Below are 24,813 nucleotides of genomic sequence, written 5' to 3'. Positions count from 1 at the left end.
ATGGTGTGGCTCTGGCCACCATGCAGGCGTTTTGCCCCGATTCTACCGTTCTCCGCCTTTCCTGATCAGCTACTTATTCAGGCCTGACCAAGCGACGATGTAACTGGGCAGCTAACGCCGCTGCAAGTTGCTCGCCCACATCGCACTCTGTTGACAGCTCTGCCACATCGGCAAGCCGTGTGACCTGCATACCCGCATAGCCGCAGGGGTTAATCCGCGCAAACGGTGTCAGATCCCCATCCACATTCAACGCCACACCATGGTAGCTCGCCCCGCGGCGAATGCGGAGTCCTAGTGAGGCTATCTTGGCCTCGCCCTGGGCGATCTCCACATAGACACCCGGCGCATCCGGCTTAGCCCAGGCGTCAACCCCGTACCCAGCCAGTACAGTAATCACGGCATTCTCAAGCGCGCTAACCAGGTCGCGCACGCCAACTTTACCGCGCCGCACATCCAACAGAGGATAGAGCACCACCTGCCCAGGGCCGTGGTAAGTAACCTGTCCGCCTCGGTCGGTATTAACCACTGGAATGTCCCCAGGCATCAGCAGGTGCTCGGGCTTGCCCGCCTGCCCCTGGGTAAATACCGGATCGTGCTCAACGAGCCAGAACTGGTCGGGCGTTGTCTCATCACGGGTGTCGGTTAGCTCCCGCATAGCTTCCCAAACAGGTAAGTAGGCGCGATGGCCTAGGCGGTGCAGCTCTATAGGGAGATCATGGGACATGGCTACACCACCATATGCACACGGCCCGTCGCTTTCAGCTCTTCAAACAGTCGGCTAAGCTGCTGCTCGCCGGTGGCGATAATCGTCACCCGCACCGATTGAAAGCGCCCGTTGCGGCTATCTACCACTTGCAGCGTGGTTTCGTCGAAGTCGGGGGCATGTTTAACGATTACCTGGCATACAGCCGCAGGAAAATCCTCGGCGGCATCTCCAACGACTTTTAAGGAGTAATCGCAGGGGAAAGTAATTTTGGGTGGCTCTTTCACTGTTGGCTGCCGCAAATCTCGCAACCCCTTATTAGCGCCTTTTTTCATATTTCGCCTTTGTAAATAGGTGAATCGCTCCGTTGCAAATAAGGCCGAACCCTCAGCAATACAAGACGCGGGGTCGGCCTGCCAAAATTAGCTGGTGAAGTTGCTAATCAGGTTGCTAAAGAAGCGGTGGACTTGATCGAACAGGCGCTTGAATAAACCGCCCTCTTCGATATTCTCCAGGGCTACCAGCTGGCGCTCGCCGACCACTTCTTCACCCAGATAGACTTCCAGCGTACCAACTTCATCGCCTACCGAAACGGGGGCCTGCAGGTCAGCGTCAAGGTTCAGGCGTGCGCGTAGCTCTTCATTACGGTTGCGGGGCAGCGTCATAAAGACTTCCTGATCAACACCCACGCGCAGTTCGTTGGTTTCACCTCCCCATACGCGCGGTGTCGCTAACACAGCGCCACGCTCATAAAGCTTCATGGTTTCATAGAAGCGGAAACCGTAGCTCAGCAGCTTTTGAGACTCCTGGGCACGCGCTTCATCCGATGCGGTACCCATAACAACCGAGATCAGGCGCATCCCATCGCGCTGGGCAGAGGAAACAAGGCAGTACCCCGCTTCCGTTGTCCAGCCGGTTTTCAAGCCATCCACTGTCGGGTCGCGCCACAGCAGGCGGTTACGGTTCGGCTGGTCGATACCGCCATAGGAGAAATTACGCTGGGAGTAAATGGCGTAATGCTCGGGGTAGTCGTTGATGATATGCCGCGATAGGCGCGCCATGTCATGGGCTGTCGAGTAGTGGTTCTCGTGGGGCAGGCCAGTGGCGTTCATAAAGTTGGTGTCGTTCATTCCCAGACGCGTCGCGTGCTGGTTCATTAGATCGGCAAACGGCGCTTCGCCACCTGCCAAGTGCTCGGCCATTGCTACACTGGCATCGTTACCCGATACGATGATAATGCCGTGCAGGAGGTTATCCACCGACACTTGGTCCCCGACTTCGATAAACATCTTGGAACCGCCAGTGCGCCAGGCGTTCTCGCTGATGTTGACCATATCGGTCAGGTTAATCGTGCCGCGGTCAAGCTCACGCTCTACCAGGTAGGCGGTCATCAACTTGGTCAAGCTCGCCGGGGGCAGGCGCTCATCAGAGTTATGCTCGGCAAGGATTCGCCCGCTGTTGGCGTCCATCAGAATCCACGAACTGGCTGCCAACTGCGGCGGCGCGGGGATAATCGTCTGGGGCTGAGGAATCACCTGCGCCATGGCAGGAGAAATTACAACGGTCATAGCCGCTAATAAGCAGAGCTTGGCGGTACGGCGAATCGACATCAATACGGTCATCACTAACTTCTCACTAACAAAGAAAATGGCGGCGTCGCAAAACGCCACTTAAGTGCACCTACAGAAAGGCATTATCTTACGACAAATACTTGGGGAAAGCCTGCACGGCGCAGTTCTTCACGGGCTTGTGTTTCTTGGCCAGGACTCACCGGCCCCACCTGGACACGGTGGATATCCGAGTCGCTCTTAATGCGTACCCCGTGCGGCAGCTCCCCTGCTAAACGCTGCTGAAGCTGCTGCGCCCCTTCAGCACTCCCCAGCGCGGCGATTTGCAGATAAATCGCATCGTTAGCACTGGGTTCGCGGGAAGCTGGCGCTTGTTCTGGAGACGCCGGAACGGCGGCAGTGGCGGCGGAAGGCGCAGCAGACACCGCTGGCGAAGACGCTGTACTGCCGCCCCTACCGCGCTCTGCCAGCCACTGACCCGGGTCGATAGCTTCTACCCGCACCGGCCCCGTGCCGTTATCCAAGATACCGAGACGAGCTGCAGCCGCATAGGAGAGATCAATTTCACGGTCGCTATGGAATGGGCCGCGGTCGTTTACGCGGACAATCACGGAGCGCCCGTTGCTCAAGCTAGTCACTCTTGCAAAGGTCGGCAGCGGGAGCGAGCGGTGAGCCGCCGACATTTTATACATGTCGTAGATTTCGCCGTTCGAGGTAGCGTAGCCGTGGAATTTTTCGCCATACCAGGAGGCGGTGCCCTGCTTGGCGTAACCCCGCGCATCGGGGAGGACATGGTAGGTCTCCCCCCAGACCTCGTAAGTAGGCCGGTTGCCCGCCCTGGAGGGCGGTTCAATACGCGGCTCCGCGTCAGGTACGGTAGTGACGTCCGGCGGCGCTACTGGGTAGGCATCACCGGTCATGGCATAGCGCTCACCGCTGGCGGCAGCCGTAGAGGACTGCGGAGTGCTTGGGGCCGTAGCCCCGGCCTCGCGTTGGGGCGTTTGGCTGGCACACCCACTGACCAAAGCCGCCAGTAGCAGCGAGCCGCTTACAGCACGTAGATTGATGCGCGATTTAGTCATGCGTAGCCCCAGCTTGCTGCTTAATAGCCTCTGCCAGCTCTGCGACAGCCATGGCATAGAGGTGGCTGTGGTTGTAACGGGTGATGACATAGAAGTTGTACTCACCCAGCCGGTAGCCTTGACGACCATCTTCATACTCTAAAACAAGCGGCACTACCGGCGTATCGGGCGCAAGCGAACCCTCCGTGACAACGCCTTGCTCGGCCGCCTCGGCCGCCGTGGTCGTTGGCTGTTTCGTTTGGTTAAACGTTAGCCCATCAGGAAGCGTCTCCGGCCCTTCCGCTTCATGGTAGATCGCTCCACCCCGTTGCCAGCCGTGTTCGGCAAAATAGTTGGCCACGCTGCCAATGGCATCCACCGGGTTATTCCATAGATCCCGCTTGCCGTCATTATCGAAGTCAACGGCATACGCCTGGTAGCTGGTGGGAATGAACTGCGGGTAGCCCATGGCCCCCGCATAGGAGCCATAAAGTGTATCCGCCGCGACTTCTTGCTGATAGGCAATGGTCAAAAATGCCGCCAACTCCCCTCGGAAGAAGGCGCCACGGGCGGGGTGGTGAAAGGCCAGCGTTGCTAGCGAATCCAGCACTTTATGGCGCCCCTTGCGGCGCCCATAGTAGGTTTCCACCCCAATAATGGCAGTCATCACTTCCGGAGGAACACCGTAAACCGATTGCGCCCGCGCCAGCGTATCCCCATGCTCTTGCATAAATGCAGCGCCCTCTTCAATGCGCTGCTCGGTCAGGAAGATTTCGCGGTACTCAAACCAGCTTAGCCGACGTTCTGCCGCACCTGCCATGGCATCCAGCACTTCCTGGCGATAATTTGCCTTGGCTAACGCTCGCTCCAGCCACTCAATAGGCACGCCCTGCTGGGCGACTTCATCGGCCAGTTGCTGCGTCTGGGCATTGCGCTGAGGATCAAAAGTTACCTCTTCCTCTGCCCATACGACAGAGGTCGAACACGCTACTAGCATGGCAATTGCGTAACCGCCCGCTCTACTTCGCGCCCTGTTCATTCGTTCACCACTCCTGTGAATACGCATTACCGCTGATTAAACGATCAACGTGGCAGTAATCGCCGATGGGCATGAATAGACATGAGAATACCGAACCCAGCCAACAACGTCACGCTAGAGGTTCCCCCGAAACTGACCAGCGGCAGGGGGACACCTACCACCGGCAAAATTCCGCTCACCATGCCCACGTTGACAAACACATAGATAAAAAATGTCAGAATGATACTGCCTGCAAACAGGCGGCCAAAAGTATCCTGCGAAGAGGCCGCAAGCCATAAGCCACGGCCAACGATCATGACATAGAGCGCCAAGAGCATCAGCATTCCCACCAAACCAAACTCTTCACCCAGTACGGCAATAATGAAATCGGTGTGCCGTTCAGGCAGAAACTCCAGCTGGGACTGGGTGCCTTCCAACCACCCTTTGCCCCATAGACCACCACTGCCAATGGCGGTCGTGGACTGGATGATGTTCCACCCCGAGCCAAGCGGGTCGCTATCGGGGTCTAGAAACGTCAGCACCCGCTGGCGCTGGTAGTTATGCATGTTCATCCATAGCAGGGGCAAACCCGCCGCACCTAGAGAGGCCACCAAACCAATTAAACGCCAAGAGAGCCCTGCCAATAGCACGACAATAATAGCCGCACTGGCTACCAGCAGCGATGTACCCAAATCTGGCTGAATCGCAGTCAGCACAACTGGCACGCCAATAATGACCGCACACACCACAATATCGCGTAGCCTGGGGGGCAGTTGGCAACGATTTAAGTAAGCCGCCACCATTAACGGCACCGCTAGCTTCATCATTTCAGAGGGCTGGAAACGGATCACCCCCGGAATTTCAAGCCAGCGCTTGGCCCCCATCCCTACATCACCCACAACCTCCACCGCCACAAGCATGGCTAAACCTGCACCATAGGCCAACGGTGCCCAGCGCAAAAACGTAGAGGGGGAAAATTGGGCAATAATCACCATGCCCGAGAGGGCAATGCCAAAACGAATGGCCTGGGCAATCACCGTATCAATACGCTGCCCGGAGGCGCTGTAAAGTACCAGCAAGCCGCCTCCCATCAGTAGCAACAGCATACCCAACAGCCAGGGGTCGAGGTGGATACGCTCCCAAATACTTTTACGGCGGGCAATGCCACTATCAGGTGGGCGCACGGGGTAACGGCGCAGCGAACGGGACAGTAGCCGCCAAGGCATGATCAGTTACCCTCCACGTTTGCGTTGTCTGCTTCTAATACTTCTTTGACATCGTCTACTGCGGGCGCATCGTCATCCAGTAGCCAGGCATCCGTCATTGCCCGCGCCAAGTGGGCAGCGTGGGTACTGCCTCCTCCAGCATTTTCAACAATCACCGATACCGCAATTTGCGGATCTTCAATCGGTGCGAACGCCATAAACAGCGCGTGGTCACGCAGCCGCTCTTCTAACTCTTCTGCGTTGTAGCGCTGGTCCTGACCGAGTGAAAACACCTGGGCCGTGCCCGACTTGCCCCCCATACGATACTCCAAGCCCACTCCGGTGCGCCGGGCGGTACCTTCGCTACCACTAATGACTTTCTCCATACCGCTATATACGCGGTCCCACCAGTTATCGTTGGCTAGCTGGATATCCGGGAGGGTATTGGGTAACTCTTGGGGAACAGGCTCTTCGCCTATACGCAGGGCAAGCCGCGGCTTCACCCAATCCCCCCGATTAGCAAGCGCCGCCGTGGCGCTTGCCAGCTGTAGCGGCGTTACCTGCCAATAGCCTTGGCCAATCCCGACCGATAGCGTTTCCCCCGGATACCAGGGCTGGTTGAAGCGAGCACGTTTCCAATCCCGGGAGGGCATTAGGCCGGAGCTCTCCCCCTGAACGTCATGCGCCACGCGCTGGCCGAAACCAAAATTAGTCATCCGCTCATGGAGCTTATCGATGCCAAGGTCGTGGGCGAGCGAGTAGTAGTAGGTGTTGTTGGAGACCGCTATGGAGCGCTCCATATCGACACGCCCATGCCCCCACCGTAGCCAGTTACGGTAGCGGCGGGAGTCGTTGGGCAGCTGGTAGTAGCCAGGGTCGTTAATTGTACTATCAGGGGTAATCACCCCCTCTACCAGCCCTGCAAGGGCCAAAAACGGTTTGATGGTTGACCCCGGTGGGTAATGGCCGCGAATAGCACGGTTGAACAGCGGCAGGTCGATATCTTCCTGCAACGCACGGTAGGAGGCGACATCAATACCGGTCACGAACTGGTTACTGTCAAAGCCTGGGGTTGAGACCATAGCTAGGATCTCACCCGTCTTCGGCACGATAGCCACAATCGAACCGCGCCGACCATCCAACAGCTCATAGGCCAGCATCTGCAGCGAGCGGTCAAGGGTCAATGTTAGGTTAGCACCAGGCACTGGGTCGGTGCGGCCCAGCTCTCTCAGCACACGGCCACGGGCATTGGTTTCCACCTTACGCAGCCCTGCTTCACCGTGCAGCTCAGTTTCGTAAAAACGCTCTACGCCGGTTTTGCCAATAAAGTGAGTGCCCGCATAGCGGCCTGCATCGAGGTCTTGTAGCTCGTCCGCATTGATACGCCCGACATATCCTAGCGCATGAGCCATTACCTCGGCGTCGGGATAGTAGCGCAACAGTTGGGCTTCCACTTCGACGCCAGGCAGCCGATGACGGTTGACGGCTAGCCTTGCAATCTGCTCCTCGCTGAGATCACTCATCAGCAACGCTGGCTGAAAAGGGCGCTGGCGCTGGCGCGAACGCACGTGAAACGCTTCGATCTCCTCTTCGGGGAGCTCTAACAGCTCCACCAATAAGGCTAGCGTCTCGTCAAGATTATCAACACGCTCGCGCACCAGGGTCAGGTTATAGGTAGGACGGTTTTCCGCCAGCAGTGCGCCGTTACGGTCATAGATTAACCCACGGTTAGGCGGTAGAGGCTCAACGCGAACGCGATTCTTCTCGGAGCGTGTGCTGTAAAGGTCGTGCTGAACGATCTGCAGGTAGCCAAGGCGGCTAACCAGCAAACTGGTCAAAATGATGACTACCAGTACGGCAAGCAGCGCCCTGACACGGAAAATACGCAGCTCTTGCTCGGGATTTTTTAGCGTGTCACGGCGCTGGGGCATGGCAACAGATGACTCTCAAATCAAACGATGAACGCGGCGGCCCCGTTGGGGTGGGTAGCGTAACACTCAGTAGCTTTAGCGGTAGTCGCGCGATACCTAGCGGTGATAAGGGTGGCCGACCAACAGTGTCCAGGCACGGTACAGCTGTTCCGCCAGCATAATCCTCACCAGCGGATGCGGCAGCGTTAGTGGCGAGAGCGACCATGCTTTATCGGCCGTCGCCGAGAGCGTGGGTTCTAGGCCGTCTGGCCCGCCTACCAATAACACAACGTCGCGCCCTTCCATACGCCAAGCATCCGCTTCTTGGGCCAACTGCTCGGTGGTCCAGGGCTTACCTTTCACTTCAAGCGCCACGACGATTTCATCCCCACGCAGCTTTTCGCGGATACGCTGCGCCTCTTGTGCGCGCGCCTTGGCTATATCCGCGTTTTTGCCGCGCTGGCCTAACGGAATCTCTTCAATTTCCAGCGTGAAGTCCCGAGGAAGCCGCTTGCGGTAGGTTTCAACACCTTGCTCTACCCACGCAGGCATTTTTGTACCCACCGCCAACAGCCGAATCCTCATGACATGGTGGCTCGCTCTTCAAACTGTTTCAGCGATTCACTCATCGCACCAGCGTCGCTAGGCAGATCCGCCCAGAGGCGCTCCAGATCGTACAGCGCACGGGCTTCGGGTAGCATGATGTGAATAACGATATCGCCTAGGTCCACCAACACCCAGTCGGCATTATCGCCACCCTCTACACCCCTAGGGTGCATACCGGCTGCCTTGGCTTTTTCGACAACGTTCTGGGCCAGTGCGGCCACATGGCGGGTAGAAGTACCGCTCGCAATGATCATGAGGTCGGTAACTTCGGTTAATTTCGCAACGTCGAGTTGCGTAATATCACGTGCTTTAAGCTCTTCTAGCGCGTCAATCGCTAGATTTTTCAATGTATCGATGTGCATGACTCCTGAAGGCAACCCCTTGTAGTAATAGATTGTGGCAATAAGTCGTGGTTATAACTGATGCCCCCGCTGATAGGCGGGCCATTGTAACGGCTTCTTTGGCGACTGCCAGCGCTATTCGCCGGATTGGTAAAGCCCTTGTTGAAAAATAGCCTGTTCGACCGCTTCCGGCAGCAAGTAGCGCACGCTTTTACCTGCTTGCAGCCGCTCCCGAATATAGGTGGCGGATATAGCCATTAAAGATGGCAGTTCCAGCATCAACATACCGCCGTAGGGGCGCTGCATTAATATATCCACACTATCGACTTCACGATCGCCCACCAGTTCCTTCAATGCTGAAGGCCAGGGGGAGTAATAGCCAGGCCGGGCAATCACAACGAGGTGTGAAAGCTCAAAAAGCTGTGCGGCTCGATCCCACTTGGCTAATCGTAAGAAAGCATCAAAACCGATAATCATCGCTAGCGGAACATCGTTGCCGTACTGCTGGCGCAGCTCCGCCAGCGTATCCACGCTATAGGAGGGGCCAGCGCGCTGCAGCTCGCGGTCATCCGCCAATAGCCCTAGCGTATCGCCAATACCTGCTTTTAACAGGGCCAAACGCTGGGTAGCCGACACCTGCGGGGTATCCCGCAGGGGTGGTTTGGGCGCAAGCACTAGATGCAACCGGTCTAGCCCTAGCGCCTCGCGCACTTCTACGGCACTGCGTAGATGGCCATTATGGACGGGGTCAAACGTCCCCCCGAGCATACCTATCCGCATTGGACGATCTATTTGTTTCGGCACATTTTGCTTCGGCACACTGCTCATTGCCTAACCTGACCATCACCGAATACGATATATTTTTGTGTCGTTAACCCTTCCAGCCCCACCGGGCCTCGGGCGTGTAGCTTGTCGGTGGAGATACCGATCTCTGCTCCCAAACCATATTCGAAACCGTCCGCAAAGCGAGTCGAGGCGTTTACCATCACCGAGCTTGAATCCACTTCGGCCATAAAGCGCCGCGCCAACGAGTAGTCTTGGGTCACAATCGCATCGGTATGGTGGGAGCCGTAGCGCTCAATATGTCCGATTGCTTCATCCATGCCATCGACCACTTTAATGGCAAGAATGGGCGCCAAGTATTCGGCGTGCCAATCCTCCTCGGTAGCCAAGGCTGCCTGGGGAAGTAACGCCCGAGTACGCTCGCAGCCACGCAGCTCAACTTGGTGTTCGGCATAGGCTCGTGCCAACTCCGGTAGCAAAATATCGGCAATCGGCGCATCGATGAGCAGTGTTTCCATGGTATTACAGGTGCCATAACGGTGGGTCTTGGCATTCACGGCAATGGCCAGCGCTTTGGCAGGGTCGGCGGTGGTGTCGATATAGACGTGGCATACACCGTCTAGGTGTTTGATCACCGGCACTTTAGCTTCACGAGAAATACGCTCGATGAGCGACTTGCCGCCACGGGGAATAATCACGTCAATATACGCGGGCATACTAATCATCTCGCCCACCGCCGCCCGGTCGGTGGTGGCAACCACCTGCACGCTGCCCGCTGGCAGACCCGCGTCGGCCAACCCCGCTTGAAGGCAGCGGCTAAGCGCAGCGTTAGAGGCACTGGCTTCGGAACCACCGCGCAACACGCAAGCGTTGCCGGATTTCAAACACAGGCTAGCCGCTTCAAGCGTTACGTTGGGGCGCGATTCGTAGATGATACCAATCACGCCTAGGGGAACGCGCATTTTGCCCACCTGAATCCCGCTAGGGCGGTAGGTCATGCCGTCAATTTCCCCCACTGGGTCGGGTAGCGCCGCCACTTGGCGGAGCCCCTCAATCATCGCATCAATACGTTGATCGTTCAGCGCCAGGCGGTCTAACAGCGCGCTATCCAGGCCATTATCACGCCCGCGCTGCATATCTTCAGCGTTGGCTTGTAAAATATCGCTGCGCGCCGCCGCAATCCGCTGAGCCATTGCCTCAAGCGCACGATTCTTCATTTGAGTATCGGCACGACGTAATGCACTTGCCGCAGCCCGGGCTGCTTGTCCTAGGGCTTGCATATACGCGGGCACATCCCCGGTAGCCAAATGGTGTTGGGCGTCTTCTTGGAATGCATCAGAACCGCGCATGCTATCTCCCTATGTGGTCAGCGTTGTTAAATGAGTGGGCTTATATTACGCCATTTGGGCATTATACTGAGTGATTCAAAGGACTGGTCCAAGCAATGCGTTATGCTACGGCTAAATAGGCCAATCGCTATCAGGTAAATAGTAAGCCACCATGCAAAGCAAATACAAAATCAGCCTGCTAAGAGCCAACCTACTCGCTGCTGCCGTAGCGTTGGCCTTATGGACGCCCACAGCCCCTCCTGCAGCGACCTTGTTGCTCTGGCTGTCGGTGGGCTGGCTATTTGTCACCGCTTTGGCCTTGGACTTTAGCCATCGCCGCTCTCCTGGACTGCCTTGGCAGATGCTTGCTGGCACCCTGCTACTCGGATTAATTGCTGCCGCGCCCGAACGCCATTCGCTGCTTGTTTGGGCTTGGGGGGCTGTATTTATGCTGCCCCAACACCGCTGGACAGCCATATTTAACATAGGAGCGGCCACGCTTAGCTGCCTATTCATCGCGTCGGTGATGAGCCTCCCAGAGTGGCTGCTGATGGCTTTATCACTGGCAACACTTAGCGTACTGGCCCTTTCCCGCACCCACCAGTTAATTAATATGAATGGCGATATCCGACAGCGTCTAAGATTGGTGCCAGGCGTCAATCTATGGGCAGGTGAACAGCTATTACGCGATTTAATGAGAGAGCAAACCCGCTCAGAGCGGGAAGCTATCCATGCGGAGGTGTTGGTTATTCAGGTCAAACGACACCAGCTATGGCCAGTCGCCCAGAAACTGTGTGAACTAACCTATGAGTTTGAAAATGTCTACCGACTAAATAACACAACCCTTGCCACACTCATGCTATCCAGGTCCCCCAAAGAGGCCGCTAAACGGCTCACAACCCTATGCGCTGCCCTACCCGACAGCGCTACCTTCTATCATCAACCGCTTATGGAAATCGAATTAGACGCTCTCTCTATCGACGCCCTAAGCCGCTATCCAAAACAACGGCTAAGCGAGGCCGCATGAGAGTACCACCGCCCCCAAAGCGCCTAATGACGGTGGTTTATAGCGCCAGTATGGTCATTATGGTGGGGTACACGCTGTGGTTGTACGCGATGGGCAGCTACCGTGATCTGCTCATACCGCTTTTTTTGTCCATGCTTCTATTAGTTAGCCTACTCATGCATTTAGGTCGGGGGATTCGTCCCTGTGTGCCGCGTATACTGCTATTGGTAAGTGTCTATATTGTGGTACTCACCTCGGCCTATACACAGCCAAACACATCCTCTATGTGGCTCGGCTTACCCATTGGAGCTACCTTTTTACTACTGCCGCTTTGGAGCGCACTGAGTCTCAACGTAGTTTTCCTTTCCGCCTGGTGGTGGCTATCCACTTTCGAAACAACCCCTTTTTCACTTAGCTATGTGGCCTTAGCACTCCTGCTCGCCCTCCCCCCCTGGGAACATGCACGCCGTCAGGCACTGCTGAGGGCAACGGACCCTAACGATAGCGATTGTGACGCCTACCATATTGATACGCTTAAAGAGCGACTTAATAATGAGTTTCAACGGGCAGCCATGCTTAATAAGCGGCTGGCAGTGCTCGTGATTCACCTGCCACAACTGGATATGGCGGAAGAGCAGTTTGGCCACCGCGCACAAACTGCCCTGTTGGGCGCGCTATGCAGCGAGGTGAATAGCCGCTGCCGTGATCACGATATACTGGGGCGCGCAGGTAATGCGACGTTCTGGCTGGTACTGCCCGACACCAGTGAGAGTGGCGCGTTGCTGGTCAGGGAGCGCCTACAGCGGGCGCTTTCCCGTCGAGTGCTAGTGGAAACCGGCCAGCTAGAGGCACGCATTGCCACCTGCCTGCCTCTCCGCAAAGAGAGTTTTGAACGATACGTGCAGCGCTTGGAAGCGCGCGCCAACGCCATTGCCAACGTGTAACCCACTTGCGGATTAAATCGCCCTTGTCTATTAACGATACGCTGCTATCCCTGTCGTTATCACCTGCACTGCTGCTTTTGCTGGTACTAGGCATTGCTCTGGTAGAGTCCCTGGCACTGGTGGGGTTACTCGTGCCAGGCGTCGTGCTTATTACTGCTGCCGCGTCTATCGCAGGGCACCAAGCAATTGCACTGCCCTGGATAATCAGCGCTGCCTTTATTGGCGCGGTACTCGGAGATAGTGCCAGTTACTTACTGGGTTACCGCCATAGCGATACCGTCACCACCCGCTGGCCACTATCGCTTCACCCTGAATGGCTAGGGCGTGGAGCACGCTTTTTTGAACGCTATGGGATCTACTCGGTATTTATCGGCCGGTTTATCGGGCCTGTGCGCCCTATTATTCCCTTAGTAGCAGGCATGATGCGAATGCCTGGACGTACTTTTGCCTGGGCTAATATTATATCTGCGGCTCTCTGGGCACCCGCTTATGTACTGCCTGGCTATCTACTCGGCCACACATGGCAACAGCGGCTCAACTTACCCGCTAATGTGGAAATGGCCATCATCATGCTGGCAGCCAGCGTTATTATATTAGCGGTCATGTTTTCCTGGGGGCGCGCCCAAGTAGGCCGCCACGGGCGGATATATTTCGCCATTGCCCATCTGGCCCGTCGCGTACCCGCCATGCGTCGCCCATGGCTTGCGATGAGCCGTAACGGCGAAGTGCCGCTAGCCTCGCTCTTTTTATGCCTCATAGCGCTCACTGCGGCATCCGCCTGGACGCTTCTTATTATGCAGCACGACGGCCCCTTGCTGATTGACCTGCAGGCGAAACAGCTGTTTGCCTGGCTGCGCTCCCCCTGGTTAGTGGACGCCAGCCTGCTACTCGCCAAAGTGGGTGACAAAGCCGGGATCATCATGCTCGCCGCTCCATGGGCACTTTGGCTGCTGCTCGTTAAGCGATTTGACCTACTCACCCACGGTGCCCTAGCCCTTGGCGGTATCGGCGTGCTGAATACGCTGGGTAAAGCCGTGTTTGGTAGGGCGAGGCCTGATACACCAGACTATTTGGTCGGTTCGTTTTCTTACCCTAGTGCCCACACTTCCACCTGGGTAGTGGTTACAGGCGTGATGGCAGTTTTGATCGCCTCAAGGCAGCCACGGCAGCGGCGCATGTGGGTATATTGGCTTGCTATCGGCATCACGCTTCCCATGGCGCTTTCACGTCTAGTGCTGGACGTTCATTGGCTGAGTGACCTAGTTGGCGGCGCGCTACTAGGGCTGGTGGTATGTGCACTGATTCAACTTAACTGGCAACGGCGCTATCGCAGGCCGCTGCCATCCATTCCCTGGGCAAGGCTCCTACTTGGGTCGCTACTCCTCGTTGGCGTGCGAGTGGCTTTTTTTCCGCCGGTGTGATCCCATCCGCCCACCGCTTCTCCACCTAGACCAGCAGGGCAGCCAAATTGCCCCGCTTAACCTAACGCTAGCCAAACACCCACGCCGATCATCAGTGTGCCCGCGATACGGTTAAGCAGCCGCACATTACCGCTTTTACCCAGCAGCTTACGCAGTGTTTTACCGCCCGTGGCGTATACCAACATGCTAGCAAACTCGATGGTTAAGATGACAGCAATCAACATACTCAGCTGTGGAGCAAGCGGTTTGCTGCCATCTAGAAAAGGGGGCAGCAGTACCATGAAGAACGCCCATCCTTTGGGGTTAGCCACGGCCGTCACCAAACCCTGCATCGCTAGCTGGAGGCGCCCAGCTGCCGGGCCGCTATCCAGCTCGCTAGGAATCGCCATTCTCCCCCGCGAGCGCCACATCATAATGCCCAGGTAGGCCAGATACGCACCACCCACCCATTTAAAGGCAATAAACAGCTCTGGCTGGCGAAGCATCAATGCCGCTACGCCCGCCCCAGCTGCGGCAGCTACAAAACCAACGCCAATTAGCTCGCCCACCATCATCCACAGCGTGCGTTTCACCCCTTGGGTCATGCCCAACACCATGGCAAGTGTCATACACATGCCGGGAGTTAATGAAACAAACAGAAACGTGGGTACAAACACCGAGAGCGTCGCCCATGACATCATGATTATTCTTCCCTGTTCTCCGCATCGCTGGATGCATGTGTTGAATTCTGCTCTTCCCCCCAGCGGGGCATTAGACAGTGGGCAATACCCAACTGATTGAGTATACGAGCAACAATAAAGTCGATCAGATCGTCCATGCTTTGAGGGCGGTGATAAAACCCCGGCGCGGCGGGCAGAATCACGACACCTAGACGGCTAAGTGCCAGCATGTGTTCTAAATGGATCGGCGAAAATGGGCTTTCGCGGGGCACCATCACCAGCGTGCGGCGCTCTTTAATCGCTACGTCTGCTGCGCGTTCAATCAGGTTATTGCTGGCACCGGTTGCTACTGCCGACAGCGTTCCTGTTGAGCAGGGGCAGATCACCATGGCCGAAGGCGCACCAGACCCCGATGCTACCGGTGCCATCCAGTCTTCTCGTCCAAAGCAGCGAATCTGCCCGGGCCGGGCGCCGCTTTTTTCGGTAAGCGCGCCCACCAGGCGCTGCGGTTGGGCAGGCAGCGAGACATCGGTTTCCGTGGCAATCACCATATGGGCCGCCTTGGAAATCATCACCCACACTTCATGTCCGGCTTCTACCAGCACGTCAATCAGCCGCAGGCCATACTGTGCGCCCGATGCGCCTGTCAGCGCCACGGTCACTGGGGGCTTAAAGTGAGTCACGCTGTTTCTCCCGCTCCGTTAGTGCGGCGAGTAACCGCTCATGCACGCCTTCAAAGGCGCCGTTAGACATCACCACGATGCGGTCTAGAGGTGCCGCTTGAGTGACCACCGCCTTTACCAGCGCGTCAATATCGCTGTATAGCGACGCCCGTTCGCCTTGCGCCGCCACTAGAGACTCCATCGACCAAGCCACGCCGCTTGGCTGAAACCAGAACACCGCATCCGCCTCGGCCACACTGTCATTCAACCGCTCACGCAATGCCCCTAGGCGCATGGTATTGGAACGTGGCTCGATCACCGCCAGCAGGCGGCCTTTAGTGGTCGCTGCGCGCAAGCCCTGAAGGGTGGCGGCGATGGCCGTTGGGTGATGGGCGAAGTCGTCGATGACCTGAATACCGTTCACTTCGCCCCTTACCTCCTGCCGCCGGCGAGGCGTTTGAAAGCGGGCCAGCGCCGCGCAAGACCGCGCCAAATTCACCCCGCATAGCCGCGCGGCGGCCAGCGCTGCCAGTGCATTACGGGCGTTATGCTCGCCGGTGAGCGTCCACTCTACGACGCTATCCTCTTCCCCTTCACCCTCTAGGTGAAGCACCTGAAAACGGCTACCGTCAGCTCGCTCCAGGCGCAGTTGCCACTGGCTCGCGGCGTCGGTGCCAAAGAAAGCCACCGGTGACCAAGCCCCCATGGCAAGGACACGCTCAAGCGCAGGCTGCCGGTCGGCTACCAGCAAGTGCCCCTGGCTGGGCACCGTGCGGACAAGATGATGGAATTGGCGCTCGATAGCGGCAAGGTCAGGGAAAATATCCGCATGATCAAACTCAAGATTGTTCATGACCACAATATCAGGCCGGTAGTGCACAAACTTGGAGCGCTTATCGAAAAAGGCCGTGTCATACTCATCGGCTTCTACTACAAAGGGAGCCTTTGGGTCGCCCAAGCGCGCGGACACACCGAAATTACGCGGCACGCCACCAATCAGAAAGCCAGGCTTCAGCCCTGCGCTCTCCAGTAGCCAAGCCAGTAAACTGGCTGTGGTCGTTTTTCCATGGGTGCCTGCCACGGCAATCACTTTGCGCTTGGGCAGCACATAATCGGCTAGCCACTGCGCCCCAGAGGTATAGCGCTTGCCGCTATTCAGCAGCGCCTCCACCTCGGGGTTGCCCCTTGAGAGTGCATTACCTACCACAACTAAATCGATGGCGTTGGACAGGTTTTCTTCCCGATACCCCTCCATCAAGGTGATCCCCGCTTCGGCTAGCTGCGTGCTCATCGGCGGATAAACATTGGCATCCGAGCCGCTCACCTCATGGCCAAGCTCCCGCGCAAGTAGTGCGAGGCTCCCCATAAAGGTGCCACAGATACCGATAATATGCAGACGCATGGGCTAAGCGCTCCTTCCCTAACCGTTTCAACAGGCTGTACTAAGTAAAGAATTCATCAATAACTGTTGAGATTATCACGCTAGGCAGTGTTGCTCATCTCGTTCTCTGTCAGCGTCACCATTGAGAGCAGTCTCAGAAGCCAGAAAGTGACAATGCCGGCAATTTGTTGCAGGATGCGCCCACCTTTTCTTTCTTAATTCCAATCCCGACCACCGCAGCCAATCCATCATTGGCATGGCGAGAGGAGCCAATTATGCGAATTCTAGTTCGTTACTTTTTCAGGGGCGTTCGCGTTCTGCTAGCCCCTGTCATGCTGATATCTGAAAAGCTTTCCACACCCAAAGCCGTTGAGCGCACGCCGGAAGAACAAGCCCAAGTCGATGCAGCCTGCCAGCATCTCGCGCTTTACCAGTTCAGAACCTGCCCGTTCTGTATCAAAGTGCGTAAAGAGATTGCCCGCCTTGGCCTGAATATTGAGCTGCGCGATGCCCAGTTAGATCCAGCGCATAAACAGGCGCTGCAGGAAGGGGGCGGCAAAGTGAAGGTGCCCTGCCTAAAAATCAAGCATGACGACGGCCAGGTAGAGTGGCTATATGAGTCTGACGACATTAACCGCTGGCTGCACCAGCGTTTTGGGGCGTAGTAACGGCCAATGCCAGCCTGCTAGAAGGCTACTTTCTGTGCAGTAATATCGAAGCGCACGCTAAGTGCCACCCCTTCATCGGCCACAGGTGGCGAGTCTAGCGTGTGCTGCAGCGCCAGCTGCCCCTCTACCTGCCCTGCCACATGAAGCAAACGCCCCTCTCGCTCTATGTAGCTAAGAACGACCGAGATATCGCCACCCTCGGACGTGTAGAGGGGCGGCATCGCTGTCTCTCCAATAAGCTGTAAAACGCTTGCCTCAACAAGCTCGCCCTGCTCCAGCGTTAAGCGCATCATCAACGCTTCCTGAGCATCCCACTCTACCGGGTCGGTAAAGCCAGTCACCTCAATGTGTACCTGGTCACCCACTTCCATAAACGATGCATTGGAATCATCGCCTTGGCGCAATACAAACCAGGCATACTCTTTATCACCCAGTGTACCCACCATATCGGCGGTTTCATCAGCGCTCACCAGTAGCGAGCTGCCCGCCATGATGCTGGCAACTAACCACATAATATTCTGTTTTAGCATGATCTGTTACGCTCTGTAGTGGGATAAGCACCACTCGCCTACGGGTGCCGACATATTCAACTTTTGTCTATTACTATGCCAAACAATCACCGCTTTTATCCCCATCATTCAGCAGATGAATGATGCCTGTCATTATTTCGATTGTATGACGTATACGCCTCTCTCTATGTTGTCAGCATAGCTTACGAGCTGGCCGCGTCTGTTTTACTGACCATCAACACCGCTTCAGTAAAGCGAACAACAAACAACACGAAAGGGATCCTTTATGACGCTTAAGAAAACACTACTGGCCTCAGTCATTGGTGCTGCCGTCTTTGGCACCGCGCTACTCCCCATGACGGCAAGTGCAGAAACTCTGCGCATTGGTTACTCTGCCGACCCGGAAACCCTGGACCTTCACGAGCAGCTGTCAGGCGGCGTACTGCGCTTTTCGCACCTCGCCTTTGACCCGCTGGTTCGCTGGACCAAGGATTTTCAGTTTGAGCCGCGTCTGGCCACTGAATGGGAGCAGGTAGACGAGACCACCATGCGGATGACGCTGCGTGAAGGCGTTACCTTCCACTCAGGCAACCCCTTCACCGCCAAAGATGTCGTGTGGACTATCGAGCGTTTGAAAGAGAGCCCGGACTACCGCGCTATTTTTGAGCCAGTAGCCAGCGCCGAAGCTATTGACGATTACACTGTTGAAATTACTACTGCTGAGCCCTACCCGCTGCTGCTCAACCTTGCTACCTATATCTTCCCGATGGATAGCGAGTTTTACACTGGCGAGACCGAAGACGGCAAAGACAAAGCAGAAATTGTCAAAGCAGGCAACTCCTTCGCCTCTCGCAACGTATCCGGCACCGGCCCGTTTATCGTCACCGACCGCCGCCAGGGCGTGCGCGTTGACTTCAAGCGCTTCGAAGATTACTGGGACACCGAAACCGAAGGCAACGTCTCTGAAATCGTGTTAACGCCAATTGCTGAAAACGCCTCACGCGTCGCGGCTCTGCTATCAGGCGGTGTCGATTTTATTGATGCCGTTCCACCTAACGACCTTGACCGTGTTCGCGAAGCCGATGGTGTCAACCTAGTTGAAGTGCCCGGCACCCGTATTATTGGCTTCCAGTTGAATGAAGAGCGCGTCGAAGCCTTCCAAGATGCCCGTGTTCGTCAGGCCGTTGACCTGGCCATTAACCAGGAAGGCATTGCCGACCGCCTAATGCGTGGTTTCGCAACGCCCGCTGGCCAGTTCTCACCGGAAGGCTACTCTGGCCACAACCCGGATCTCGTGCCTCGTTACGATCTTGAGCGTGCCCAAGCGCTGATGGCCGAAGCAGGCTACGAAGAGGGCTTCAGCGTTGACATGATTGCGCCGAACAACCGCTACGTGAACGATGCCCAAATCGCCCAGGCAGTTGCCAACATGCTGGCCCGTATCAACATTACGGTTAACCTGCGCACCATGCCGCTGGCTCAATACTGGCCCGAGTATGACACTCGCCAGTCTGATATCGCCATGATTGGTTGGCACGCGGATACCGAAGATACCGCCAACTTCTTCCAGTACCTCTCTTTCTGTATCGATGAAGAGACCGGCGCTGGCCAATACAACTACGGCAGCTACTGCAACGAAGAGATCGATGCTCTGGTCACTGAGGCAGATAGCGAAACCGATCTGGAAAAACGCAACGAGATGCTGCGTGAAGCCGAGGCGATGCTGTATGAAGACGTTGGCTTCATCACGCTGCACTGGCAAAACCTGGCCTATGCAGCTGCCGAAGGCGTTGACGTTGAGCCGGTGGTCAGCGCACTGGACTTCCCCTACCTAGGCGACTTGGTGATTAACCGCTAATCCCTACGCTTAACTGAAACTCCGCGCAAGGATGCTTCGCTCTCCAGCCCCGCTGGAGGGCGAAGCGTTTTATATGCCAATTGCCCTGTGCTTGGCAGTTTCTTGCAACCGTTCCTCCGTGAAACCTATAACATAGGTGGCGTACGCCATGATTGCTTTTTTAATCAAGCGGCTGATGCACGCAATATTGGTGATGTTTGTCATCAGTGTACTGGCCTTCGCCATCCAGGATAACCTGGGTGACCCTGTACAACAGATGGTCGGACAGTCGGTCCCCGAAAGTGAGCGCGAGGCAATCCGCGAACGGTTAGGTTTAAACGACCCGTTCCTGGTGCAGTATGTACGCTTTGCTAAAAACGCCGTGCAGGGTGACTTTGGCTACTCTTACTTCTACCGTGAACCCGCGCTGGAAGTGATTGCCCGGCACCTACCAGCCACCCTTGAGCTAGTGTTTGGCGCTACGCTCATTATTGTGCTGTTCTCAGTACCGATTGGTGTGTATAGCGCCATTAAGCCCCGCTCGCCCATATCGCGATTTTTTATGGGTGCCTCCATTATTGGTATCTCTATCCCGGTCTTTCTAACCGCGATTGTATTGATCCAGATTTTCTCGATCGGCGTGACAGTCTCCCTCTTCCCAGAAAGCACCGCCTGGGGCGCTTGGTTGAACGGGCTACTCTCGACCGAAGGCAACATGCCATCGTTTGGCCGTGGCTACGACTTGGTGCATGTCGTGGGCCATTGGGATACCAACCTGGTCACCTGGGATGGCTTAAAGCACCTCATCCTGCCTGCGGTGTCGTTGGCTTCTATTATGCTCCCCCTCTTCATCCGCTTAATCCGTGCAGAAATGATGGAAGTGCTGCAGTCCGAGTACGTCAAGTACGCCCGTGCTAAAGGTATCTCCATGCGCCGTGTCTATTTCGTTCACGCGCTGAAAAACACCATGCTGCCGGTGATTACCGTGGGCGGCGTACAGATCGGCACCATGGTGGCCTACACCATTTTGACCGAAACCGTTTTCCAATGGCCGGGCATGGGACTGATGTTCCTTGATGCCATTAACCGCGCCGATATTCCGCTGATTGTTACCTATTTGATGATTGTCGGCGTCATTTTCGTGGTCACGAACACCATCGTGGATTTGATCTACGGCTTCGTGAACCCCACTGTAAAACTGACTGGTAAGCCCGCATGACAACGTCCACTCCCTCTACTGCTCCAAGCCGCTGGGAGCGCCTGCGCGACTCCTACCTGTGGTACAGCTTCAAACGCGACCGCACAGCACAGCTATGCTTAGCGGTCTTTATCTGCCTGGTCATCGCAGCGTTCTCGGCACCGCTACTAGCGCCTACCGACCCTTATGACCTGGCCCAAATCGACATTCTCGCCTCCGAATTGCCGCCCTTCTGGATTGACGGCGCCGATGAGATGTACACCCTGGGCACCGACGCCCAAGGGCGCGACCTTTTGTCGATCATTCTCTACGGCACGCGGGTTTCACTACTGATTGGCTTTGGCGCGGTGGCGCTGCAAGCCCTGCTAGGGGTGACCTTCGGCCTGATGGCAGGCTATCTGGGCGGCCGTGTCGACGCGTTTCTGATGCGCTTGGCGGATATCCAGCTCTCGTTCTCTACGCTGATGGTGGCCATCGTCGTAGGTGCGGTGGTGAAAGCCACGCTGGGCAGCGCGTTTTACAGCCAATACGCCGTGCTAATGCTGATTTTGATTATCGGGCTTGCCGAGTGGCCGCAGTACGCCCGCACGGTGCGCGCCTCGGTGCTCGCCGAGAAAAACAAGGAGTATGTAGATGCCGCCCGTGTGATGGGTCTGCGGAGCAAACGCATTATGTTCCGCCATGTGCTGCCGAACACGCTGTCACCGATCTTCGTTATCTCAACGGTGCAAATTGCCAACGCGATTATCTCTGAAGCGGCGCTATCGTTTTTGGGGCTGGGTATGCCGGAAACCCACCCATCGCTGGGTTCGCTCATTAAAGCAGGCTTTGACTATATTCAGTCAGGCTCTTGGTGGATCACGCTAATCCCCGGTGCGGTACTGGTGGTGCTGGTGCTGTCAATCAATCTTCTGGGCGACTGGCTGCGCGATGTCATGAACCCACGACTCTACAAAGGCTGAGGACACCATGGCACTTCTTGAAGTCTCTCATCTCGATGTCCGCTTTGCCCTACGCCAGGGCGAAGTGCGCGCCCTGCGCGACGTCAACTTCACCCTGGAGCGCGGTGAGCGCCTGGGGATCGTGGGCGAATCCGGTGCGGGCAAATCCGTGGCGGCTTTCTCGCTGCTGAACCTGATTGCCAAACCCGGCTTTATTGCCGGTGGCAGCATCACATTTGATGGTCAAACGCTCAACACCATGTCGGAACGCGGCCTTCGCAAAGTACGCGGCAACCGCATTTCGATGATCTTTCAAGACCCGATGATGACCCTGAACCCAGTGCTCTCCATTGGAGAGCAGATGGTGGAGTGTTTAAAGGCGCATCGCCGTATTTCCACTAAAGAGGCACGGGCTATCGCCCTGGATAAGCTGCGCCAGGTGCAGATCCCCTCGCCGGAAAAGCGCTTGGATCAGTATCCCCACGAGCTCTCCGGCGGCATGCGCCAACGCATTATCATTGCCATCGCCCTGCTGCTCGACCCGGATATTATTATCGCCGACGAGCCTACCACAGCGCTGGACGTGACGATTCAAGCCGAGATCATGGCACTGCTGCTGGAGCTGTGCGAGCAGCACAACGTGGGCTTGATTCTGATCACCCACGACCTGGGCGTGGTGAGCCAAGTGACTCAGCGAATGCTGGTCATGTACGCAGGTCGAGTGATTGAGCAAGGCCCCACGCGGGAAATTATCAACGACCCGCAGCATCCCTACACCCAAGGCTTGATTAACGCGCTGCCGCAGATGGCAACGCCAGGTGAAAAGCTTAACCAGATTCGCGGCAGTATGCCGTCGCTCTCTAACCTACCCAGCGGCTGTGCGTTCCACCCCCGCTGCGATTTTATCAACCGTGCCGACGGCCAGCCCCGTCCCGCATGTACCCAGCAAGTACCCGACTTTGTTGAATCCGGTAACTGTCGCGTTGCCTGCCATATGGTGGCGGAAATGCTGGAAGACCGCCGCCAGAAGGAGGAGAGCCTATGAGCGCCCAGGCTGACATCATCCCCACTACCCCTACTCAAAATGAAGAGAGCAGCGAATCGCTGCTGCAAATTCGCGGCCTGAAAAAGCGCTTCTCCCTCTCTGGTGACTTTTTGGAGCAGCTACGTTTCAAGGGCGGAAAGCTGGTTCGCCACCAGGAGTATGTCCACGCCATCAACGGTGTAAACCTGGATATCAAACGCGGCGAAGCGCTCTGCGTAGTCGGTGAGTCCGGCTGCGGTAAATCTACCGTCGCACGTACCGTTATGGGGCTTATCACGCCATCAGAGGGTGAGATCCGCTACGACGGCCAGCGTATCGATAACCTAAGCACCAAACAGCTGCTGCCTTATCGCAAGCGCATGCAGATGATCTTCCAGAACCCCTACGCGTCGCTTAACCCGCGTATGACAATTCAGCAAACCCTGGAAGAGCCGCTGCGCCTGCACCACCCAGACTGGAACCGCCAGCAGATCCTCGACAAGGTTGAGGAAGTGATGCGCTCGGTGGGCATCGACCCGGATTGGGGCAAACGCTTTGGCCATGAATTCTCCGGCGGCCAGCGCCAACGGATCGCCATTGCCCGTGCCCTCGCCGTCGACCCTGAATTTATCGTCGCCGATGAGCCCATCTCGGCGTTAGATGTATCGATTCAGGCCCAGGTGCTTAACCTGCTGATGGATGCCCAACGGGACCGCCACCTCACCTATCTGTTTATCACCCACGACTTAGCGGTGGTGGAACACTTTGGAACGCGGGTAGCGGTGATGTATCTAGGCACAGTCTGTGAAGTCGCCACCACCGCCACGCTATTTGCCAAACCCCGGCACCCCTATACCCAAGCGCTGCTATCGGCCATTCCCCGTTTAGAGGATGACCGCCCCCAACATATTCGCCTCTCGGGTGAGGTGCCTACGCCGGTGAACCTACCCAGTGGCTGTGTGTTCCATGGCCGTTGCCCCCATGCCAACGCCCGCTGCAAACAGGAGATCCCTGCGCTACAAACCCAGGATGACGGCACTCGCGTTGCGTGTCACGCTGTTGAAGAAGGCCGCCTATGAGTGCGGCCCTACTCTCAGACACACGCTTAGCCGCTTTACGAGGTAAGGCATGGAAATTCGCTGGCTAGAAGACTTTATTGCCCTGGCCAGAACGCGACACTTCTCCCGCGCTGCCGACGAACAGCATGTGACACAGCCCACCTTCTCTCGACGTATTAAACTGCTGGAAGAGGAGATGGGCGTTACGCTGATTAATCGGCAAACGTTGCCGCTGTCGTTAACGCCCGCGGGGGAAGAGTTTCTCACCCTCTGCGAACAGGTCACCGAGCGGGTTCGCCTAACCCGCGATCGTGTCCGTGAAATCAGTGCCGGCCAACAGCGGCGCATTATGGTGGCGGCACCGCAGAGTTTACTGGGGCATTTTTTACCGGAGTGGCTTGCCCGCACCGGCTGGCAGGAGCGTGTGCAGCCTTATTTAAGGGCGACGGGCTGGGTGGCCAGCGACTACTTCCAGGCGCTTGCCCGTGCAGAGTGCGACTTGGCGATTTGCTACTGGCCGATTGGGCGCTGCGACCTGGATATTGATACCAGCGCCTGCACCTACCGAGTGATTGGCCATGAGCGGTTGATACCTGTGACAGGCTTAAAAGCCGACGGCACACCCTGCGCACTGCTACCTGGTTCTCGCCAGCAGCCAATCCCTTGGTTAGCCTACCCTAAGCGGGGGCTTCTAGGTTCTGCGGTAAAAGCGCACTTAGCGCGTCTACCGCAAAGTACGCACCTCACCGCGCAAAGCGAAAATCTCTATGCAGCGGGCATTAAAGAGCTGGTGCTACTGGGCTATGGTATGAGCTGGCTGCCTGAACGCAATGTGGCTGAAGAGCTGGCAAAAGGCACGCTTGTCAGGGCGGGCGATAGCCGTTGGGACGTTCCGATGGAACTGCGGCTTTATCGTCACCAAAGCCAGCACCATGCCGAGCTGGACAGTCTATGGAGCGAGCTTACCCCGCCCCGACTTTGA

General features: G+C 56.6%; 25 protein-coding genes. 10 read left to right on the top strand and 15 right to left on the bottom strand.

The window, feature by feature from the left end:
* Positions 1–73 precede the first annotated feature (73 nt).
* The 11 genes from lipB to LG300_RS05945 all read right to left on the bottom strand — a co-directional run bounded on the left by lipB (position 74) and on the right by LG300_RS05945 (position 10,544).
* A complete protein-coding gene (lipB, locus tag LG300_RS05995; protein ID WP_404377487.1) occupies positions 74–724 on the bottom strand; it encodes a lipoyl(octanoyl) transferase LipB in 651 nt (216 codons plus the stop codon).
* 2 nt (positions 725–726) lie between these two features.
* On the bottom strand, positions 727–1,038 hold the full coding sequence (locus tag LG300_RS05990; protein WP_404377486.1) for a YbeD family protein: 312 nt from the start codon (positions 1,036–1,038) through the stop codon (positions 727–729).
* Positions 1,039–1,125: 87 nt separating this feature from the next.
* Positions 1,126–2,325 (bottom strand): D-alanyl-D-alanine carboxypeptidase family protein, encoded by a 1,200-nt coding sequence (locus LG300_RS05985; RefSeq protein WP_404377997.1) that lies wholly within the window; start codon positions 2,323–2,325, stop codon positions 1,126–1,128.
* Positions 2,326–2,396: 71 nt separating this feature from the next.
* Positions 2,397–3,353 (bottom strand): septal ring lytic transglycosylase RlpA family protein, encoded by a 957-nt coding sequence (locus LG300_RS05980; RefSeq protein ID WP_404377485.1) that lies wholly within the window; start codon positions 3,351–3,353, stop codon positions 2,397–2,399.
* Positions 3,346–4,371, bottom strand: a complete 1,026-nt coding sequence (gene mltB / locus LG300_RS05975; protein ID WP_404377484.1) for a lytic murein transglycosylase B — start codon at positions 4,369–4,371, stop codon at positions 3,346–3,348. The genes LG300_RS05980 and mltB overlap by 8 nt, the downstream gene beginning before the upstream one ends.
* Before the next feature lie 44 nt (positions 4,372–4,415).
* Positions 4,416–5,576 carry a rod shape-determining protein RodA gene (gene rodA / locus LG300_RS05970; protein ID WP_404377483.1) on the bottom strand — a complete coding sequence of 387 codons (1,161 nt, stop codon included), beginning with the start codon at positions 5,574–5,576 and terminating at the stop codon, positions 4,416–4,418.
* A gap of 2 nt (positions 5,577–5,578) precedes the next feature.
* The gene (mrdA, locus tag LG300_RS05965; protein WP_404377482.1) at positions 5,579–7,486 is read right to left on the bottom strand and encodes a penicillin-binding protein 2; all 1,908 of its coding nucleotides are present in this window, start codon (positions 7,484–7,486) and stop codon (positions 5,579–5,581) included.
* A 96-nt stretch (positions 7,487–7,582) separates the two neighbouring features.
* A complete protein-coding gene (gene rlmH / locus LG300_RS05960) occupies positions 7,583–8,050 on the bottom strand; it encodes a 23S rRNA (pseudouridine(1915)-N(3))-methyltransferase RlmH (RefSeq protein ID WP_404377481.1) in 468 nt (155 codons plus the stop codon).
* A complete protein-coding gene (gene rsfS, locus LG300_RS05955) occupies positions 8,047–8,433 on the bottom strand; it encodes a ribosome silencing factor (RefSeq protein ID WP_404377480.1) in 387 nt (128 codons plus the stop codon). The genes rlmH and rsfS overlap by 4 nt, the downstream gene beginning before the upstream one ends.
* A gap of 114 nt (positions 8,434–8,547) precedes the next feature.
* The gene (nadD, locus tag LG300_RS05950) at positions 8,548–9,192 is read right to left on the bottom strand and encodes a nicotinate-nucleotide adenylyltransferase (RefSeq protein ID WP_404377996.1); all 645 of its coding nucleotides are present in this window, start codon (positions 9,190–9,192) and stop codon (positions 8,548–8,550) included.
* Between the two features lie 44 nt (positions 9,193–9,236).
* Positions 9,237–10,544, bottom strand: a complete 1,308-nt coding sequence (locus LG300_RS05945) for a glutamate-5-semialdehyde dehydrogenase (protein ID WP_404377479.1) — start codon at positions 10,542–10,544, stop codon at positions 9,237–9,239.
* A gap of 151 nt (positions 10,545–10,695) precedes the next feature.
* Between LG300_RS05945 and LG300_RS05940 the strand changes: the two genes are divergently transcribed.
* Genes LG300_RS05940 through LG300_RS05930 form a run of 3 tightly spaced genes read left to right on the top strand, consistent with a single transcriptional unit; the run spans position 10,696 to position 13,894 of the window.
* Positions 10,696–11,550 carry a hypothetical protein gene (locus LG300_RS05940; protein WP_404377478.1) on the top strand — a complete coding sequence of 285 codons (855 nt, stop codon included), beginning with the start codon at positions 10,696–10,698 and terminating at the stop codon, positions 11,548–11,550.
* Positions 11,547–12,473, top strand: coding sequence for a diguanylate cyclase domain-containing protein (locus tag LG300_RS05935; RefSeq protein ID WP_404377477.1), 927 nt, complete (start codon positions 11,547–11,549; stop codon positions 12,471–12,473). The genes LG300_RS05940 and LG300_RS05935 overlap by 4 nt, the downstream gene beginning before the upstream one ends.
* Before the next feature lie 23 nt (positions 12,474–12,496).
* A complete protein-coding gene (locus LG300_RS05930) occupies positions 12,497–13,894 on the top strand; it encodes a bifunctional DedA family/phosphatase PAP2 family protein (protein ID WP_404377476.1) in 1,398 nt (465 codons plus the stop codon).
* A gap of 56 nt (positions 13,895–13,950) precedes the next feature.
* On the opposite strand, the gene LG300_RS05925 is transcribed toward LG300_RS05930, so the two are convergent.
* Genes LG300_RS05925 through mpl form a run of 3 tightly spaced genes read right to left on the bottom strand, consistent with a single transcriptional unit; the run spans position 13,951 to position 16,617 of the window.
* Entirely contained in the window at positions 13,951–14,574 is a 624-nt protein-coding gene (locus LG300_RS05925) for a LysE family translocator (protein ID WP_404377475.1), read from the bottom strand.
* Positions 14,575–14,576: 2 nt separating this feature from the next.
* The gene (locus LG300_RS05920; RefSeq protein ID WP_404377474.1) at positions 14,577–15,236 is read right to left on the bottom strand and encodes a flavin prenyltransferase UbiX; all 660 of its coding nucleotides are present in this window, start codon (positions 15,234–15,236) and stop codon (positions 14,577–14,579) included.
* Positions 15,223–16,617 carry a UDP-N-acetylmuramate:L-alanyl-gamma-D-glutamyl-meso-diaminopimelate ligase gene (mpl, locus tag LG300_RS05915; protein ID WP_404377473.1) on the bottom strand — a complete coding sequence of 465 codons (1,395 nt, stop codon included), beginning with the start codon at positions 16,615–16,617 and terminating at the stop codon, positions 15,223–15,225. The genes LG300_RS05920 and mpl overlap by 14 nt, the downstream gene beginning before the upstream one ends.
* A 254-nt stretch (positions 16,618–16,871) precedes the next feature.
* Here mpl and LG300_RS05910 point away from each other — a divergent pair, with 254 nt between their 5' ends.
* Positions 16,872–17,261 (top strand): glutaredoxin family protein, encoded by a 390-nt coding sequence (locus LG300_RS05910; RefSeq protein WP_404377472.1) that lies wholly within the window; start codon positions 16,872–16,874, stop codon positions 17,259–17,261.
* A 20-nt stretch (positions 17,262–17,281) separates the two neighbouring features.
* On the opposite strand, the gene LG300_RS05905 is transcribed toward LG300_RS05910, so the two are convergent.
* Positions 17,282–17,794 carry a hypothetical protein gene (locus LG300_RS05905; protein ID WP_404377471.1) on the bottom strand — a complete coding sequence of 171 codons (513 nt, stop codon included), beginning with the start codon at positions 17,792–17,794 and terminating at the stop codon, positions 17,282–17,284.
* Positions 17,795–18,059: 265 nt separating this feature from the next.
* On the opposite strand from LG300_RS05905, the gene LG300_RS05900 reads away from it, so the two are divergent.
* The 6 genes from LG300_RS05900 to LG300_RS05875 all read left to right on the top strand — a co-directional run bounded on the left by LG300_RS05900 (position 18,060) and on the right by LG300_RS05875 (position 24,813).
* Positions 18,060–19,631 (top strand): ABC transporter substrate-binding protein, encoded by a 1,572-nt coding sequence (locus LG300_RS05900; protein ID WP_404377470.1) that lies wholly within the window; start codon positions 18,060–18,062, stop codon positions 19,629–19,631.
* 148 nt (positions 19,632–19,779) lie between these two features.
* Positions 19,780–20,829 (top strand): ABC transporter permease, encoded by a 1,050-nt coding sequence (locus LG300_RS05895; protein WP_404377469.1) that lies wholly within the window; start codon positions 19,780–19,782, stop codon positions 20,827–20,829.
* Positions 20,826–21,770, top strand: a complete 945-nt coding sequence (locus tag LG300_RS05890; RefSeq protein ID WP_404377468.1) for an ABC transporter permease — start codon at positions 20,826–20,828, stop codon at positions 21,768–21,770. Before LG300_RS05895 ends, LG300_RS05890 begins: the two co-directional genes overlap by 4 nt.
* 7 nt (positions 21,771–21,777) lie before the next feature.
* On the top strand, positions 21,778–22,794 hold the full coding sequence (locus tag LG300_RS05885; protein ID WP_404377467.1) for an ABC transporter ATP-binding protein: 1,017 nt from the start codon (positions 21,778–21,780) through the stop codon (positions 22,792–22,794).
* Positions 22,791–23,852: an ABC transporter ATP-binding protein gene (locus tag LG300_RS05880; protein ID WP_404377465.1), complete on the top strand. Its 1,062-nt coding sequence runs from the start codon at positions 22,791–22,793 to the stop codon at positions 23,850–23,852. The genes LG300_RS05885 and LG300_RS05880 overlap by 4 nt, the downstream gene beginning before the upstream one ends.
* A gap of 49 nt (positions 23,853–23,901) precedes the next feature.
* Entirely contained in the window at positions 23,902–24,813 is a 912-nt protein-coding gene (locus tag LG300_RS05875; RefSeq protein ID WP_404377464.1) for a LysR family transcriptional regulator, read from the top strand.

This window comes from Vreelandella aquamarina (assembly GCF_044805175.1).
GTDB classification, from domain to species: domain Bacteria; phylum Pseudomonadota; class Gammaproteobacteria; order Pseudomonadales; family Halomonadaceae; genus Vreelandella; species Vreelandella aquamarina_B.
This window is presented reverse-complemented; position numbering and strand designations above follow the sequence as displayed.

Bases quoted from the DNA above. Each gene is read 5' to 3' on its own strand.
- LG300_RS05990 (WP_404377486.1), bottom strand. From the start codon at position 1,038: ATGAAAAAAGGCGCTAATAAGGGGTTGCGAGATTTGCGGCAGCCAACA.
- LG300_RS05900 (WP_404377470.1), top strand. From the start codon at position 18,060: ATGACGCTTAAGAAAACACTACTGGCCTCAGTCATTGGTGCTGCCGTC.
- nadD (WP_404377996.1), bottom strand. From the start codon at position 9,192: ATGCGGATAGGTATGCTCGGGGGGACGTTTGACCCCGTCCATAATGGC.
- rsfS (WP_404377480.1), bottom strand. From the start codon at position 8,433: ATGCACATCGATACATTGAAAAATCTAGCGATTGACGCGCTAGAAGAG.
- LG300_RS05910 (WP_404377472.1), top strand. From the start codon at position 16,872: ATGCGAATTCTAGTTCGTTACTTTTTCAGGGGCGTTCGCGTTCTGCTA.
- LG300_RS05940 (WP_404377478.1), top strand. From the start codon at position 10,696: ATGCAAAGCAAATACAAAATCAGCCTGCTAAGAGCCAACCTACTCGCT.
- LG300_RS05905 (WP_404377471.1), bottom strand. From the start codon at position 17,794: ATGCTAAAACAGAATATTATGTGGTTAGTTGCCAGCATCATGGCGGGC.
- rodA (WP_404377483.1), bottom strand. From the start codon at position 5,576: ATGCCTTGGCGGCTACTGTCCCGTTCGCTGCGCCGTTACCCCGTGCGC.
- mltB (WP_404377484.1), bottom strand. From the start codon at position 4,371: ATGAACAGGGCGCGAAGTAGAGCGGGCGGTTACGCAATTGCCATGCTA.
- LG300_RS05875 (WP_404377464.1), top strand. From the start codon at position 23,902: ATGGAAATTCGCTGGCTAGAAGACTTTATTGCCCTGGCCAGAACGCGA.
- LG300_RS05885 (WP_404377467.1), top strand. From the start codon at position 21,778: ATGGCACTTCTTGAAGTCTCTCATCTCGATGTCCGCTTTGCCCTACGC.
- LG300_RS05925 (WP_404377475.1), bottom strand. From the start codon at position 14,574: ATGATGTCATGGGCGACGCTCTCGGTGTTTGTACCCACGTTTCTGTTT.
- mrdA (WP_404377482.1), bottom strand. From the start codon at position 7,486: ATGCCCCAGCGCCGTGACACGCTAAAAAATCCCGAGCAAGAGCTGCGT.
- LG300_RS05935 (WP_404377477.1), top strand. From the start codon at position 11,547: ATGAGAGTACCACCGCCCCCAAAGCGCCTAATGACGGTGGTTTATAGC.
- LG300_RS05890 (WP_404377468.1), top strand. From the start codon at position 20,826: ATGACAACGTCCACTCCCTCTACTGCTCCAAGCCGCTGGGAGCGCCTG.
- rlmH (WP_404377481.1), bottom strand. From the start codon at position 8,050: ATGAGGATTCGGCTGTTGGCGGTGGGTACAAAAATGCCTGCGTGGGTA.
- mpl (WP_404377473.1), bottom strand. From the start codon at position 16,617: ATGCGTCTGCATATTATCGGTATCTGTGGCACCTTTATGGGGAGCCTC.
- LG300_RS05980 (WP_404377485.1), bottom strand. From the start codon at position 3,353: ATGACTAAATCGCGCATCAATCTACGTGCTGTAAGCGGCTCGCTGCTA.
- LG300_RS05985 (WP_404377997.1), bottom strand. From the start codon at position 2,325: ATGACCGTATTGATGTCGATTCGCCGTACCGCCAAGCTCTGCTTATTA.
- LG300_RS05895 (WP_404377469.1), top strand. From the start codon at position 19,780: ATGATTGCTTTTTTAATCAAGCGGCTGATGCACGCAATATTGGTGATG.
- LG300_RS05945 (WP_404377479.1), bottom strand. From the start codon at position 10,544: ATGCGCGGTTCTGATGCATTCCAAGAAGACGCCCAACACCATTTGGCT.
- lipB (WP_404377487.1), bottom strand. From the start codon at position 724: ATGTCCCATGATCTCCCTATAGAGCTGCACCGCCTAGGCCATCGCGCC.
- LG300_RS05880 (WP_404377465.1), top strand. From the start codon at position 22,791: ATGAGCGCCCAGGCTGACATCATCCCCACTACCCCTACTCAAAATGAA.